The organism is Pseudovibrio sp. Ad46, assembly GCF_001623065.1.
Taxonomy (GTDB): domain Bacteria; phylum Pseudomonadota; class Alphaproteobacteria; order Rhizobiales; family Stappiaceae; genus Pseudovibrio.
This window is the reverse complement of record NZ_LMCG01000038.1, coordinates 12,792-28,329: the sequence shown is the minus strand read 5'-3', so window position 1 is coordinate 28,329 and position 15,538 is coordinate 12,792. Positions and strand designations below refer to the sequence as shown.

General features: G+C 54.1%; 15 protein-coding genes. 3 read left to right on the top strand and 12 right to left on the bottom strand.

Going from position 1 to position 15,538, the window contains the following annotated elements; translation table 11 throughout:
* Positions 1-20 precede the first annotated feature (20 nt).
* The 8 genes from PsAD46_RS06740 to PsAD46_RS06705 form a co-directional block, all read right to left on the bottom strand.
* Positions 21-1,814, bottom strand: a complete 1,794-nt coding sequence (locus PsAD46_RS06740; RefSeq protein WP_063290748.1) for an IlvD/Edd family dehydratase — start codon at positions 1,812-1,814, stop codon at positions 21-23.
* Positions 1,811-3,811, bottom strand: coding sequence for a beta-galactosidase (locus PsAD46_RS06735; protein WP_063301358.1), 2,001 nt, complete (start codon positions 3,809-3,811; stop codon positions 1,811-1,813). Before PsAD46_RS06735 ends, PsAD46_RS06740 begins: the two co-directional genes overlap by 4 nt.
* A 4-nt stretch (positions 3,812-3,815) precedes the next feature.
* On the bottom strand, positions 3,816-4,688 hold the full coding sequence (locus PsAD46_RS06730) for an SMP-30/gluconolactonase/LRE family protein (protein WP_063301359.1): 873 nt from the start codon (positions 4,686-4,688) through the stop codon (positions 3,816-3,818).
* Positions 4,685-5,323, bottom strand: a complete 639-nt coding sequence (locus PsAD46_RS06725; protein ID WP_063301360.1) for a 2-dehydro-3-deoxy-6-phosphogalactonate aldolase — start codon at positions 5,321-5,323, stop codon at positions 4,685-4,687. Before PsAD46_RS06725 ends, PsAD46_RS06730 begins: the two co-directional genes overlap by 4 nt.
* A complete protein-coding gene (locus PsAD46_RS06720) occupies positions 5,310-6,287 on the bottom strand; it encodes a 2-dehydro-3-deoxygalactonokinase (protein ID WP_208981707.1) in 978 nt (325 codons plus the stop codon). Before PsAD46_RS06720 ends, PsAD46_RS06725 begins: the two co-directional genes overlap by 14 nt.
* A 119-nt stretch (positions 6,288-6,406) precedes the next feature.
* Entirely contained in the window at positions 6,407-7,255 is an 849-nt protein-coding gene (locus PsAD46_RS06715; RefSeq protein ID WP_063306444.1) for a carbohydrate ABC transporter permease, read from the bottom strand.
* Between the two features lies 1 nt (position 7,256).
* Positions 7,257-8,234 (bottom strand): sugar ABC transporter permease, encoded by a 978-nt coding sequence (locus PsAD46_RS06710; RefSeq protein ID WP_244273180.1) that lies wholly within the window; start codon positions 8,232-8,234, stop codon positions 7,257-7,259.
* A gap of 100 nt (positions 8,235-8,334) precedes the next feature.
* The gene (locus PsAD46_RS06705) at positions 8,335-9,525 is read right to left on the bottom strand and encodes an extracellular solute-binding protein (RefSeq protein WP_063286964.1); all 1,191 of its coding nucleotides are present in this window, start codon (positions 9,523-9,525) and stop codon (positions 8,335-8,337) included.
* Between the two features lie 210 nt (positions 9,526-9,735).
* Here PsAD46_RS06705 and PsAD46_RS06700 point away from each other — a divergent pair, with 210 nt between their 5' ends.
* Together PsAD46_RS06700 and ugpC are read left to right on the top strand one after the other, a co-directional pair.
* Positions 9,736-10,542 (top strand): IclR family transcriptional regulator, encoded by an 807-nt coding sequence (locus tag PsAD46_RS06700; RefSeq protein WP_063306443.1) that lies wholly within the window; start codon positions 9,736-9,738, stop codon positions 10,540-10,542.
* A 61-nt stretch (positions 10,543-10,603) separates the two neighbouring features.
* A complete protein-coding gene (gene ugpC, locus PsAD46_RS06695) occupies positions 10,604-11,695 on the top strand; it encodes a sn-glycerol-3-phosphate ABC transporter ATP-binding protein UgpC (RefSeq protein ID WP_063306442.1) in 1,092 nt (363 codons plus the stop codon).
* Positions 11,696-11,739: 44 nt separating this feature from the next.
* Here ugpC and PsAD46_RS06690 read toward each other — a convergent pair whose 3' ends face one another.
* Both PsAD46_RS06690 and PsAD46_RS06685 read right to left on the bottom strand, forming a co-directional pair.
* Positions 11,740-12,036, bottom strand: a complete 297-nt coding sequence (locus PsAD46_RS06690; protein WP_063306441.1) for an AzlD domain-containing protein — start codon at positions 12,034-12,036, stop codon at positions 11,740-11,742.
* A complete protein-coding gene (locus PsAD46_RS06685) occupies positions 12,033-12,713 on the bottom strand; it encodes an AzlC family ABC transporter permease (protein ID WP_063286912.1) in 681 nt (226 codons plus the stop codon). Before PsAD46_RS06685 ends, PsAD46_RS06690 begins: the two co-directional genes overlap by 4 nt.
* Before the next feature lie 102 nt (positions 12,714-12,815).
* On the opposite strand from PsAD46_RS06685, the gene PsAD46_RS06680 reads away from it, so the two are divergent.
* Positions 12,816-13,268: an Lrp/AsnC family transcriptional regulator gene (locus PsAD46_RS06680; protein ID WP_063286911.1), complete on the top strand. Its 453-nt coding sequence runs from the start codon at positions 12,816-12,818 to the stop codon at positions 13,266-13,268.
* A gap of 51 nt (positions 13,269-13,319) precedes the next feature.
* Here the strand turns inward: PsAD46_RS06680 and PsAD46_RS06675 are convergent, their stop codons facing one another.
* Together PsAD46_RS06675 and PsAD46_RS06670 are read right to left on the bottom strand one after the other, a co-directional pair.
* Positions 13,320-13,823 (bottom strand): GNAT family N-acetyltransferase, encoded by a 504-nt coding sequence (locus tag PsAD46_RS06675; protein WP_063306440.1) that lies wholly within the window; start codon positions 13,821-13,823, stop codon positions 13,320-13,322.
* Positions 13,823-15,367 (bottom strand): AMP-binding protein, encoded by a 1,545-nt coding sequence (locus PsAD46_RS06670; RefSeq protein WP_063306439.1) that lies wholly within the window; start codon positions 15,365-15,367, stop codon positions 13,823-13,825. Before PsAD46_RS06670 ends, PsAD46_RS06675 begins: the two co-directional genes overlap by 1 nt.
* Positions 15,368-15,538 lie beyond the last annotated feature (171 nt).

Genomic DNA, 15,538 nt, shown 5'->3' with positions numbered 1-15,538 from the left:
TTTTTCGTTTTGAACCACAATCAATGACTATGACGCGGTAGACCTTTTTGCGCGATGCGCTGGTATTTAACGGCTGGCTTCAGCACCATGCCTTCATCAAACTGATCTACGATACCGCGCTGGATTTCCTGCCACGGCGTTTGATGCTCTGGGAATTCATAGCCACCACTTTCAGCCAGTTCCTGCTTTCGCTTCGCCAGCTCCTCCTCAGAGATCAGCACATTCGCTTCCCCCTTGTTCAGATCAAGGCGAACAATATCTCCGTTACGCAACAAAGCGAGACCACCCATGACGGCGGCTTCCGGGGATGCGTTGAGGATAGAGGGAGAGCCGGAGGTGCCTGACTGGCGACCATCACCGATACATGGCAGTGCATCAATGCCTTGCTTCAAGAGCTCATCCGGCGGCTGCATGTTGACAACCTCAGCACCGCCCGGATAGCCGATCGGGCCAGATCCGCGAATGACGAGGATTGTGTTGGCGTCAATGCCAAGAGCCTCATTGTTGATGTTGTGGTGGTATTCTTCAGGACCGTCAAACACCACGACCTTACCTTCAAAAGCATCCAAGTCATCTGGATTAGACAGATAACGCTCTCTGAAATCCTTTGAAATCACAGAGGTTTTCATGATTGCAGATTTGAAAAGATTGCCTTTGAGGTTGAGGAACCCGGCGTCTTTCATCATCGGCTTATCATAGGGGTAGATCACGTCGTAGTCGGCGACTGTGCTCTCGTCGTAGATTTCACCTGTGGTCTTTCCTGAAACAGTGACAGCATCTTTATGGATGTGGTCGTGTTTCATCAGCTCTGAGAAGATGCCCGGTATACCGCCTGCACGATGGAACTCTTCTGAAAGGTAAGCCCCAGCCGGTTGAACGTTGGCAAGCAGTGGGATTTTATGGCCTAGGTTCTGCCAATCATCGTTGTGCAGCTCAACGCCGATATGTCGTGCGATAGCATTGATATGTATTGGCGCATTGGTTGAACCGCCGATGGCCGAGTTCACTGCAATTGCGTTTTCAAACGCCTTGCGTGTGAGGACATCTGACGGCTTTTGATCGTCATGCACCATCTGCACGATCCGCTTACCGGTCTCATAGGAGATCTGGCCACGTTCGCGATATGGCGCGGGGATAGACGCGCAACCTGGCAGGCTCATGCCCAGAGCTTCTGCAAGTGAGTTCATGGTTGAGGCAGTGCCCATGGTGTTGCAGTAGCCGACGGATGGCGCAGAGTCTGCGGCCATTTCCATGAACTCTTTGTAGTCGATCTCTCCAGTCGCCAACATCTTGCGGGCTTTCCAGATTACCGTGCCGGAGCCAACACGCTCCCCCTTGTGATACCCATTGAGCATAGGCCCAACAGTCAGGCAGATGGCGGGAATGTTGACGGTTGCGGCGGCCATGAGCAGCGCTGGCGTGGTCTTGTCACAGCCGATGGTCAAAACAACACCATCGAGCGGATAACCGTAGAGCGTTTCGACAAGCCCGAGATAAGCAAGGTTGCGATCAAGCGCTGCGGTTGGGCGTTTGCCGGTTTCCTGAATAGGATGAACAGGAAACTCGAAGCAGATGCCGCCCATTTCGCGGATGCCTTCGCGCACGCGCTCTGCCAGCACCAGATGGTGGCGGTTGCACGGGGATAAATCGGACCCCGTCTGGGCAATACCGATAATCGGTCGGCCTGACTGAAGCTCTTCACGCGTAATGCCGTAATTCAGGTAGCGCTCCAGATACAGTGCGGTCATGCCCGGATCGTCTGGCGAGTCAAACCACTCTTGTGAGCGGAGTTTTGTTTTTGGAGCTTCAGTCATAGCTCTTCAGTTCCTTCCCGAACCAGAGCAACCCCTGCTGGAGGCAGCTCCAATCCATCCAATTCCGCTGCATCAGCGAGACGCAGCGCTTTCAAATTCATCTTATTTTTCGAATAGTTATAGTAGAAAGTGCCGGCAGATGTTTTGCTTCTTCTCAATCCGCTCGGCAATTCCACCTTATCAATTTTGGCAGGTTTGAAGACCTCATCCAAAATGGCGCCCATGAGTGTTGGGTCGGCCCAGGCGGAGACGTAGTAGATGTTGTTTTCGCCCATGAAGATCGGTTGACCGCTCTCGTCTTCGAACAGGATTGGCAAGCCGGTGGTGACCTCTTCTTGCCAGACGTAGGCTTTGCCGCGTTCCTGATCTGCCAGGTCTGAGACTGGTGTCGCGAACTTTATCGGGCTGGTGCTGACGCGCAGAACCTCAACGCCTTCAAAGGGTTCAGGAAGATGAAGGGTCTTTTGAGAGATCTGGTAGTTCTTGTCTTTCTGAGCCAATCGGGGACCACCGAGGACGACACCGCCGAACTCGATGTAGGCTTTGAGGTTTTCTGAGAGTTCCTCGCTCATTGCATAAAGGGCGGGGACAATGACCAGCTTGTAGGGGGATAAGTCCTGAGAGGCTGGTCTGATGACTTCTACATCAACACCCTTTTGTCTCAGCGCGCGGTAGTAGGAGAGGACGAGACGGAAGTAGCTAAAGTCTTGACCCTGCTGCTGAGTTTCGTGTGCCCAGTGACTTTCGTAGTCAACAATGAGTGCAACAGGAGCTTCTGACGGGGTGAATGCGCCCAGCTCCTCAATTTCGCGGGCAACCTGAGCGGCTTCGACATAAGCCTGCGCAGGCTTATTATCGGTCTGCTTGAGCCCTGCATGCATTTGCTCCTGTGCGAATGGGGCCTGTCGCCAGCGGAAATAGCTTGTGGTTTCAGCACCATGGGCGAAAGCTTCCCAGCTCCACAAGCGCACCATTCCCTTCAGTGGGATTGGGTTATACGGTGCCCAATTCACGGGGCCGGGTTGCAGCTCCATGATCCAGAGGCGGCCATGACCAGCTTGTCTGTAAAGGTCGTGGTGGAAGGCCTGATAATCGGGATCGCCTTGCTGGAAATAGTCTTCCCAGTAGCCATCAGGTGTGCCCTGCGGGTTTTCCATCTGATATTGGCTGTGGAACCCAAGGGGATAGCAATCCCAGCTGGAGATATCGAGCTGGTCTCCGACTTTGTAGTGATCGAAGGAAAACGTGTTGCCCATGAAGTTATGGAGGATTGCGCGGCCCGGAGAGAGCTTGCGCAGGATATCGACTTGCTCACCATTGAATTCAGCGACTTGATCTGATGAAAACCGTTTGAAATCAAGCCTATGAGATGGGTTACTCTCTGTCACCGTCAGGTTTGGCAGATCGACCTGCTCAAAGCTGTTGTATTCCATTGACCAGAACACGTTGCCCCAAGCCTCATTCAAGGCTTTGATATTGCCGTACTTTTGCGCCAGCCAGAGTTGGAAGGCCTTGTGGGCGGAGCCAGACCAAGAGCGGACTGTCTCATGACAGCCGTACTCATTGTCGGTTTGCCAAGCTGCGACAGAGGGGTGATTACCGTATCGCTCAGCGAGGATTTCTGTGATCCGGCGGGATTCCCAGCGGTAGCCTTCGTGGGAGAAGCAGTAGTGGCGGCGGCTGCCGAATTTTCGGGGGTGGCCGTTCTCGTCAACGGCGAGCATGTCCGGGTGTTTATCCACCATCCAGCGCGGCGGGGTGGCGGTTGGGGTGCACATCACGATCTTGAGCCCCGCACTTGCGAGAGTCTCAATTGCGCTGTCCAGCCAATCCCATGAGAAACGCCCTGGTTCCGGCTCTATGCGAGACCAGGCGAACTCAGCGATGCGCACATAGGTAATGCCCAGTTCGGCCATTTCTTTGGCGTCTTGCTGCCATAAGTCCTCTGACCAATGTTCTGGGTAGTAACAGATACCTAAGTGTTTCTTATCGCTCATGAGATCACATTTGTAGTTCAGGGTCCGGCAGACCTGGAGTATCAATAGGGACTGCAAAAACCGATCCAGCGAGAGGCTCTTTCGCCAATTGCTCCTCACTCAGGTTTTCGCGAGCCGTGGTAATGAACAGCGTTTTGTAGTCGGCCCCACCAAACGCAGGACAAGATACCTGACTTGCGTCAATCTCAATAATGCGATCCACCATTCCATCAGGTTTATAGCGAACGACTCTGTATCCGCCCCATTGAGCGTTCCAGAGATATCCCTCAGCATCAACCACGGAACCGTCGGGGCCAAATCCTGTCCCGGAGATATCAGCAAATATCTCCGCGGGCCCTTCTGGCAGGCCAGTTTGCGCATTTAGTGACCATTTGATGATCTGAGATGTCACCGTGTCTGAAAAGTACGCAGTGTCCCCATCTGGCGAGAAACAAAGGGAATTCGGGATTGTGATGTCGCTGGCAACCTTCGCTAATTCCCCTTTGAAAAAACGATAAAGGCTACCTGCGCCTTTTTCTGCTTTGTGTCCCATGGAGGAAATCCAGAACCCACCGGTACGGTCGGTGCGGGCGTCGTTGGAGCGGGTGATGGGGTTTTGGTCCTCGACAGGGAGGATAAGGTTGCGACTGTGCGTTCCCGGGGACCAGCGATACAGACCTGTTGCAGAGGATAACATGAAGTCATCGCTGCTTGGGATCTGCGCAAAGGCGGAGACCGGCTCATCGAACTTCCATGTCTCAAGGTCGCCGGTTATACCCTTTTTCAGCACCAGATGATTGTTGATGTCCACCCAAAACAGCGCGTCATGGCGGGCGCTCCAAAGAGGGCCCTCCCCTAAGCTGCATTCTGTTTTAGCGAAAACATAGGGCTCACTCATGCACTCTCTCCGAGTTTGAGCGCATCGTATGCTGCAACCATTTCTTTTGCGTTTTCAGAAACCTGCACCGCTGTAAAGCCCGGTTTGTACAGGTTACTTGCCATGCCGAAGCCCTGACAGCCTGCTTCCACATACTGCGCAAATTCCGCAGGGCCGACACCGCCAACGGCGTAGACCAGAGTTTCTTTTGGCAGGACTGCACGCACTGCCTGAATGCCTTTTACTCCCACCTGAAAGGCCGGGAAGATCTTGAGTGCATCAGCCCCTGCCTTCAGCGCGGCAAAGCATTCTGACGGGGTGAGAACTCCCGGATAGGAGGCCATGCCTTCTGCTTTGGTGGTGCGGATAACGTCTTCATCGTAGTTGGGAGAAACGATGAAGGTTCCGCCTGCTGCGCGAACCTGTTTGACTTGCTCTGCGGTGAGAACTGTCCCCGCGCCGATGGCGGATAACTTGCCGAACTTGTCTTGTGCCATGGTGATAGACTTGAGTGCCTCTGGCGAATTGAGCGGCACTTCAATTTGTGAAAATCCTGCTTCTATAAGCACTTTCACAATATCCAAAATCTCAGCAGGCTTTACTCCACGGAGGATAGCCATGAGGTTGCGCTCTGGTGTTTGTTTAACTGTTGTCATTGAGTGCCCCTTGTCTGACGGCGGAAAGTCCTTTGAGCGCTGCTTTGTCTGCATCATGCACGATCGGCGTTAAGCCGAGATGTTGCAGGGCGAGCGCGTAATTTTGAGCGAGTTTGCTGCCACCGACGAGGTGGACTTGCTTGGGTGGGTTGTCCCCGCACTTTGCGAGCATGTCGAGAAGCTCTGTTCCGATAACAAGTGCGGAAAGTTTGGAAGCGCCTGCCTGTGTGCTGGTGTCGTTGAGCAGTTGTCCGGCGCGCAGACCAAACAGGTTGCCGAGCAGTGTAGCTTCCTGATTTTTCAGCTGATCCAGCGTGGAGAGGAAGACATCCCTGTCCAGCTCTGCTTCTGTGTCCAGTGAATGGCGCAGGATAGATTGTTTGGCGATCAGCGCGAATAACTCACCACTCAGGAAGGTGGAGGTGCGCGTCACTGTCCCCTCTTCCATCTCCACCCATTTGCTGTGGGTACCAGGCAGGCAGAAGACGCCGGATTTGTCGGATAACTCGTCCAGAATGCCGAGCAGGAGTGTCTCTTCTCCGCGCATAACATCCGGCTGCTGCTCTGATTTTTGGCAGAGACCGGGCACTATGAATGGTTGGATGAGGGCATTACTTGTTTTGGGTGCAACCAGATGCTGGTGCAGTTCTGTCAGTTTGGTTGGCACAGGCACATATTCTGCCTCTTGCCAGCCCTGACGGCTGCCAGCCATGCCGCAAATGAACACTTGCGTTGGTTTTGCGTTGCTGTGTAACCAGTCTCCGATCAGACCCAGCAAAACTCCTTCAAATTCAGAAGGTTGCAGTGTTCCCGCACCTTGCGTTGATTTTGCGTTGTTTTGCGTTACACCGTTTTCGTCAATCAGCCATGCGCGAAGACTGGAGGTCCCCCAATCAACGGCGACCCAGCTGCTTGCCTTTGTGATCTGACGGAGGTCGTTATTTGGCGATGCCACTTGGTTCACTTATGCCCCCTGTTCCCTTTTATGTTTATTATTAGCTTCAGGCACTTCATAAGCGCCTTCGGCATTGATGGATTTTTGGAAGCAGGATTGCTTGGGACATTCCTGCTTCCGGTATTCTGTCAGCCCTTGGTCGCCCCCAGCGTTAGCCCTGCAATGAAGTGCTTTTGCATGAGGAAGAACATGATGACCGGCGGCATGGCTGCAACGACGGACCCGGCTGATACCAGATGCCATTGAGCAACCCACTGACCGTTGAGCGAGATGATGCCACCTGTGACCGGCATGGCGTGCGTGCCCTGCACCAGAACGGTGGCCCAGAAGAAGTCATTCCAGATGAAGGTGAAGATGAGCACCGACAAAGCCGCGATGGCAGGCCGCATGAGTGGCAGCACAACGAACCAGAAGATGCGCATTTCCGAGACGCCTTCCACGCGGGCGGCTTCGATCAGTTCACTTGGCAGTGCCTTGATGAAGTTGCGCATGAAGAGCGTACAAAAGCCCGTCTGAAAGGCCACATGGAAGAGCACCAGACCTGTCACCGTGTCGTAAAGGCCCATCTTGAGCGTGAGATCACGAACCGGCACCATAAGGATCTGGAAGGGTACGAAGTTGCCAGCCACGAACATGAAGAACAGCCAGAGATTGGTTTTAAACTTGTAGGTCGCCAGCGCGTATCCGGTCAGGCATGACAAAGCTATGGCACCAATCACGGTAGGAATGGTGACCTTGAACGAGTTCATGATGAACAGGCCCATGGGCGTGTTTTGGAAAACGGTCAGGTAGTTGCCCAGCTCAAACGAGGATGGCACGCCGAAGTAGTTGCCCATGGCAAGGTCTGAGCCCGGGCGGATGGAGGTGACCATGACGCCGATCAGCGGCAAGAGCCAGACCACTAAGGAGATTGGCAGGGCCACCTTGTAGGCGACACGGGTTGGTGCGGATGCATTTGCAACGGGAGTTGGAAACATCTTAGTAGCCCTCCCTCTCATCTTTGAGCATACGCACAATGAAGAGCGTGATGAACACCATCATGATGGCGAAGAGCACAACAGCGATGGAGGCGCCGTAACCCATGCGGAAGCCATATTCAGACAGTGCTTGCTCGTACATGTAATAGGAGAGCACACGACTGGACCCATACGGGCCGCCGCTGGTCATGATGGAGACCAGATCAAACGAGCGTAGCGCGCCGATGATTGTGACGACAACTGCGATGAAGGTGGCTGGGCGCAGCTGCGGAATGATGACATACCAGAGCATCTTCCAGCCTTTTGCCCCATCCAGCCGCGCCGCTTCAATCTGGTCTGGCGAGACGTTGTTGAGGCCCGTCAGGTACAGTATCATGCAATATGCGATCTGCGGCCAAAGGCCAGCAACAATGATGCCATAGGTGACAAAGCGCTCATCAGCAAGGATGGCAATGCCTTCCACGCCCATAAACTCCAGCAGCTTGGTGAACAAACCGAAGTTGGGGGCATAAAACCACGAGAAGATGAGGCCGACAACAATCTGACTGATGACAAACGGGAAGAAAAACAGAGACTTATAGATACGGATGCCCGTCACAGTCTGATTGAGGAAAATCGCAATCAGCAGTCCGGCAGGCACCGCCAGCATGTACAGCACGAGCCACAACACGTTGTTGTACAGCGCGGTGTAAAACGCCTCGTCATCTATAAGCTCAATATAGTTTGCAATGCCGATGAAGGTTTTGACGCCGATGCCATCCCACTCATACAAGCTGATCCAGAGTGACTGGCCGATTGGCGCGATCACATAGACCAGAAACATCACAACACCCGGCGCTAGAAACAGCCAGGGTGCAAGTTTGCGCTGGTTGGCAATCCACTTTGACGATCTGGTTTTGCTGGCGCCTGATGTGGCAGGTCCTCCAGAAAACTTTGGTGAGTTTCCGGAAGATACAGGAGCCAAGGCCTGCTCGCTCATCTATGTCCTCCTGCAGAAGATCATGCTTCTGCACTGTTTATTCCTAGAGCATAGGGCGGCGAAATCTTCCGCCACCCTACTTAAGAATTCCGCCTATCTACTACTTGTAGACACGGGTCCGGATCTTCTCGAGACGGTCCAGAATGGCGTCAGCCCGCTCTGGCTTCACCATGAATTCCTGGAAGCCTTCCATGCCAGCCTTTGCCATTGCTGCCGGAGCATCACGGTCGTAGAACTGCGCCAGCGCATACGCATTGGAGAGCATGTCGAAGCCCTGCTGCAGGATGCGCTCTTCAGGGCGCTCTGCACCGGAGTTTACTGGCAACTGACCGAGTGTGACGTTTGTTGCTGTCTGCACATCTGCACGCGCCATGTAAGCAAGGAACTTCTTCGCATCCTCCTTGTTTTTGGCATTTGCCGGAATGTGAATGGTGTCGGTTGGTGCATCTTCAGCCATTGGAATGCCCGGTGTGATTTCCGGGAACTGCATGAAGCCGATCTGCTCTTCCTTCAAGCCACCGTTCTTGAACACATCAACCGCGAAGTTGCCCATCAGGTACATTGCCGCTTTGCCCTGCACGAGTGCTGGCACAGCTTCCTGCCAGTCCAAAGCTGCATGGTTTGCGTTGTAGTAGCCTGGCTTGACCAACTCGGCCCACTTGTCGAAGGTCGCTTTCACACGCGGGTCAGTGTAAGGCACCTTGCCTGCGGTGAGGTCCATGTGGAACTCGTAGCCGTTGACGCGCAGGTTCATGTAATCAAACCAGCCGCCTGTTGGCCAAAGTGCTTTTGTGCCGATTGTGAACGGGTCAATGCCAGCTGCTTTGAGCTTTGCGGATGCTGCAACCAGTTCGTCCCAGCTGGTTGGAACAGCAATGCCCTTCTCTTCGAAGATATCTTTGCGGTAGTAGATACCCCACTGGTAGTACGTGTAGGGCACACCCCATTTTTTGCCATCAATGGTCATGGATGCGGCGGCTGATTTCAGCTGCTCATTGAGACCATTTTCCTCCCAGACATCCGAGACGTCTTCAAACAGACCGGCATTGACGAAGGGTGCCATGCGGTTGCCCGCGTACCATGTTGCCAGGTCCGGCGCGTCTGCTGTGAGGAAGTTGCGAATGGAGGTTTTATAACCCTCCTTATGCATCGTGTTGACGATGACGTTCACATCCGGGTTCTCCTTGGAGAAGCCAGCCACGATGTCTTCAAATGCTTTTTTTGGAGCCGGATCCGTCTGGTCGAGATTGATAATCAGATCGCCAGCGGCATATGCGGAACTTGAAATCATAAATGCTGCAGCGAAACCGCCCGCAGCTACTTTGCTAAAATTAAACACCTAAACCTCCCAATATCGCCAAGAAATAAGTTCCATTGAATGAAACTTCGTTTTGACCATTGAAATAGTTACGTGCTAGTGCATAATTGTCAACCAAAGGAACTAGGAAGGGATCTGTATGAAAATTGCAGATTTCCGGAACGGGTAAGGAAACAGCAGGAAATGGGCGCACAAACCCTGAGTATCTCTGAGGAAACCGAGCAAGACCTCACAAGCCCCATTTCCAAGGCACTGGTGGTGCTAGACGCGGTTGCAATGGCAGAATCACCCCCACGGTTTGTGGAGCTTTTGAATGCTTTGCCGCTGAGCCGGGCGACGTTGCACCGTCAGCTACGGCAATTGGTGAAGGAAGGCATGCTGGTGCATGACGAGGTGCATCAGACCTACAGCATTGGCATGCGGGTGCTGCGGCTGGCCCATTCTGCCTGGAGCCGTGCCAGCCTTGCCAGTGTGGCGCGGGATACGCTGGACATGCTGAGCACGCAGATTCCTGAGACCATTCATCTGGCTGTGCTGGACAACAATCAGGTGCTTTACGTGGACAAGCGCCTGCCGCCGCGCAGCGTTTCCATGTTCTCCAGCCCCGGCAAGATTGGTCCGGCCTACTGCACGGGTGTTGGCAAAGCGATGCTCTCTGCTCTTCCTGAGGCACGGCTTGCTGAGGCGATCAAGGCGCAATCATTCCAGCGCCATACCGATAAGACGCTGGTGAACGAGACAATGCTGCGTGATGAGCTGGCTCGTATTCGCACGCGCGGACATGCCTATGACGATGAGGAGCATGAAGGCACCATCATTTGTGTGGCCTTGCCGATTCTGAACAAGCGCGGGGAGCCGATTGGCGCACTTTCCGTGACCAGCACGACCTATGTGACCTCGCTCGACACCATGGTCGAAACCTATTTGCCAGCCATGAAGGCGGCGACCAATGAGATTTCAGAGAACGCTCAGATTGCATTGGGTGTTTGATTTGCGGGGCTTTGGGAGGCCCTTGCTCAGATATTGAAGATAATTTTCGGGAGGGGAACAGATGACCGCAGTTGTGTTGCGCGATCTAAAGAAAAGTTATGGCGACACGCAGGTGATCCACGGTGTGGACCTGGACATTGAGGAGGGCGAGTTTGTTGTTTTCGTTGGACCCTCTGGCTGCGGAAAATCCACCTTGCTGCGAACCATCGCCGGATTGGAGACCAGCAACAGCGGGACCATCCACATTGCGGATGAAGATGTGACAGACATCGATCCCTCCCAACGCGGTATTGCCATGGTGTTCCAGAGCTACGCGCTCTACCCGCACATGACCGTTGCGGAGAACATGGGCTTTGGCCTGAAGATGACCGGACACCCCAAAGCCGAGATCAAGCGGCAGGTGGATGAAGCGGCGCGTATTCTGAAACTGGAAGAGTATCTGGACCGTCACCCCAAAGCGCTTTCCGGTGGCCAACGGCAGCGCGTGGCGATTGGCCGGGCGATTGTGCGCAACCCGAAGGTGTTCCTGTTTGACGAACCGCTTTCCAACCTTGATGCAGAGCTGCGTGTGCAAATGCGCATTGAGCTTGCCAAACTGCACAAGGACGTGGCGGCCACGATGATCTACGTGACCCACGATCAGGTGGAAGCCATGACACTGGCTGACAAGATTGTGGTGCTGGAAGGTGGTTACATCCGGCAGGTGGGCAAGCCGCTGGAGCTTTACGATAATCCGGCGAACCAGTTCGTGGCAGGCTTTATCGGCTCTCCGAAGATGAACTTCCTGAGTGGTAAGGCTGTGCGTTCAACCGATGCAGGGCTGGAGATTTCCGTATCCGGTTTTGAGGGGCAGACGCTGGTCGTGCCGGGGATCACCTCCTCCGTGGTGGAGGGCGCAATGGTGAGCGTTGGCATTCGCCCGGAACACTTTGTGGTTGGCTCAGGCGGGGACGGTGTTGGCGCCGATGTGAGCGTGACGCTGGTCGAGAACCTCGGTGAAACCAGCTACGCCTACTGCACGTTGCCGGACGGCGTTCAGGTCATCGCAGAAAGCCGCGGCAACCGCCTTGAGCAGGGTTCAGAGACGCTACGACTAACGCTGCCCACTTCACGGGCCTTGCTGTTCAAGCCTGATGGTGAGCGACTGCGGTAACTGTCCATGTAGTTGCTTTTACGGCTGGAGTGGGGACGCCACCGCTAACCCGTAATCAGCGATAAACCTGCAAATGCGACGACACCGAGACACATCGTTGCTATGACGTGGTTTGTTGTGATTGCTACGGCCAAAGCGACTGCAGCTGCCACCCACATTTGCACAGATTGCCCGGAAAGGGACGTCGCAATGAGGCTGACGACAATCAGGCCGGGCAGCTCCTCCAGCACCCAGGAGTGCTTTGACGCTCTAACTTTGCTCCCAGCAAAAAGTCCGATTATCCGGATGGAAAGGGCAGCCACGGCCAGTGTGAGAATGATAAGCCAATGAGAGCTGGTCATTGTGAAGCGCTCCTGATTTGGCGGATCATATGCGACGCAATTAGCCCACAGAGGGCACTGGCGACAATTGCATAGGCTTTGGGAAGCCCCAGGTAAACCATCGCGATTGCTAATCCAAACGCGACCGCCCATGGCAGGATACTTGATCGTCCCTGCCATAATCCCCTTGCCATTGCGATAAAGGCTGCTGTGAAGGCAAAGCCGAGTCCGAACCTTTCAAGGTCAGGCAGGACCGTCCCAACCAAAGCACCGGATGCAGTGGAGACCGTCCATACGCAGATCATGACCAGGCCTGATCCGATCAGGAATGAGGCTCCGATGTCTTTGGATTTCGCCCGCTCCGACATCGTGAGCGCCCAGTTCTCATCTCCGGTTATATGAATTGCGACCAGCTTTGCCCGCAAAGATAAGCCTGCAAGAACATCAGACAGGGAGGCGACGATCCCGATGTATCTTAAATTGAGGGCAGCACCTGCAAATGCGGCCCCAAGAACTGTAGAGGCATTGGCAAATTGCTCGACGGCAACGATTTGTGATGAACCCGCATGAACGGCTGCGCTCATAAGGCCGACACTCCACCACGGGAAGCCGGTCTGTGCCGCCAAAAGACCAAATGCGAAGCCGTATAGGGCCGCCCCGGCAGCAAGGGGAAGGATTGATATAGCACCATGTTTCATAAGGTTGAGCATAGGTGCGACTAGTGATGCAATTAAGCGCTTTATTGGCGATAATATGATATGAATAAATCAAATTATTAGCATTTATAGGACAATTCTATCATGGACGCTATCGATGTAACTCTGCTTCGTGCTTTGCAGGAAAACGCCAAGACTTCGATTCAGGAGTTGTCCGAACATTCTGGAACGTCGACAGCATCTGTGCAGCGTCGGCTGAAAGCTCTACGTGATACCGGAGTAATCCAAAAAGAAGTTGCCGTTCTTGATCCCAAGAAAGTTGGTTTGGGAATAACCGCAGTGGTTGCTGTTGAGCTGGAACGAGATCGACTAGATCAGATCGACGCCTTTAAGCGCAAAGCCCGTGAGGATCGGCAAGTTACGCACTTCTATTGTATTGCTGGTGATGCGGATTTCATGATGATTGTTATGGCCAAAGACATTGAAGACTACGAAGCCTTCACCCACAGGTTCTTCTTTGCAGACAAAAATGTCCGCAAATTCAGAACATCCATTGTCGTCTCAACAGAGAAGGCCACGCTTGAGTTACCTATCTGATGGGCGTGTTTCAGAGTTCCCCCGCAAAGAAGGCATGCCTGAGGAGCGTCCTCAGGCGATTTCTTCTGCGTAGAATGGGAGGTGTTTGCGGAGGCGGATGTAGGTGATTTCGCATTTGAGGTCTTCGTCGAACTTGGTGGCCTCGCGCACGTCCTCGTATCTCATGTGGTGGTAGAGGCCCAGAGCGCGTTCGTTCTGGATGAGCACCGAGATTTCTGCGGTGTGGTAGCCACGGGCGGCGATGCGGCGTTCGGCTTCTTCTGCCAATGCGGTGCCCAGTCCGCTGCTCTCATAGTCCGGGTCAATCCAGAGATCGGTGATGAAGTTGTCGGCATGCTCTGTTGCAGCAAAGCCGAGCACGCGATCTTCTTTGACCGCCACCACAATCTGATCCAGACAGGCGCTTGCAAAATCGGTGAAAGAGGCCTTGCTCATGGTGTCGTGAGCAACCTGTGGCACGTGGGGGCCGATGCCTCGTTTCCATGAGGCGAGACCGACCTCTCCGATCTGCGGGATATCTTTTGAGCGAGCGCTACGAATTTCAAAGGTCTTCATCAGACTGATCCACCTCTCTGCGGGCCTTTCAACATCTCTCGCAAGTCTCGCTTAAGGATCTTGCCGTAATTGTTCTTGGGCAACTGATCCATGGCGACGTACTGCTTTGGACGCTTGAAACGCGCGATGTTATCAATGCACAGCTGATCCAGCTCTGCAAAAGCGACGGTCTTTCCCTTCTCTGGCGAGATGATTGCCACCACCTCTTCGCCCCATTCCTCATGGAACCGACCGACAACTGCGACTTCAGATACATCCGGATGCAGCAGAAGGATCTCTTCCACTTCGCGAGGATAGATATTGGACCCGCCCGAGATAATCATATCCTTCGAGCGGTCGTGCATGGTGAGGAACCCATCCTCATCCAGCGCACCCATGTCGCCTGTTTTCAACCAACCATCGACAATCGTGGAAGCGGTTGCTTCCTCATTGTGCCAGTAGCCTAGCATGACCGCCGAACCAGACACGACGATCTCGCCAATCTCACCGACGGGCAGGTCTTTCATGTCCTCTCCTACCACACGGACATTCGAGACGACTTGAGCTACCCCAACTGATTTCAATCTTTCTTCCCAACGGGGATGTTTTCTGTCGCAGACCTGCTCTCGGCTGAGGACCGTGATGCCCATTGGGCATTCGCCCTGTCCGTAGATCTGTGCGAAGCGTGGGCCGAGAACATCAACGGCTTCAACGATATCAGCGAAGTACATTGGACCGCCAGCATAGATGATGGTGTCCAGCCCCTCACCCGTTGCGCCTGTGGCTTTGGCCACTTCCACCAGCCTGTGCACCATTGTGGGTGCCGCAAACATGGCGATCCTGCCGATCTGTGGGGCGATTTCCAAAATCTCTGCAGCGTCAAACCCGCCAGAGACCGGACAAACGTGGCGACCACCGGCCACAACGTGCATGAAACTGTAAATGCCTGCACCGTGGGACATGGGAGCTGCGTAAAGCGTGGCGTCTTCGTGCGTTGGTGTGCCAATGCCTGCATAATACCCGAGCATCATGCTCTGGATGTTTTGCGAGGACATCATCACCCCTTTAGGGCGGCCTGTGGTGCCGGAGGTGTAAAACAACCAGACCATATCCTGCGCGTCAATGGGCACAGGCTGCGCCAAAGGCTCTGCGGTGAGCATCTGTTTGTAGCTGTCCTGATCTACCGAGATAACCTTGGTTTTGGACTGGTCGATTTCCCTGATCAGATCCTCACCCACATCATCAGAGATGAAGACGGTGGTGGCCTCAGCATTCTCAATAATCCATGCGGCTTCTTTCGGGTGCAGCTTGGCATTGATCGGAATCGCAGCGGCGCCAGACCACCAGATGCCATAGCTGGCTTCCAGATACTCTGTGCGGTTTTTCATGAAGATGGCAACACGGTCGCCCTTGGAAACACCATAGTCATTTTGCAGAGCACCGGCGATGGCAGCGGAGCGCGCGCCAAACTGACCGTAGGTTGCCACAAGCTGCGTTCCGTGAAAGAGCGCAGGTGCGTCGGGTGTTATTCTGGCTGTACGGGCCAGCCATTCTGCCAGGTTCATTCGGTCTCCCCCTCAAATCAGAGTGCTTTCCCTCAAAAGCAATCTGGCTGCTACCGTCTCATCGCCCGTTTTTCTTCTGGCGATCACGCACTGTTCACTCGTCTCTTATTATTGGTCTGGGAGCGTCGTGGTGACGAATTATGGTCGGCTGCTTCAACACAAACTTTCAAG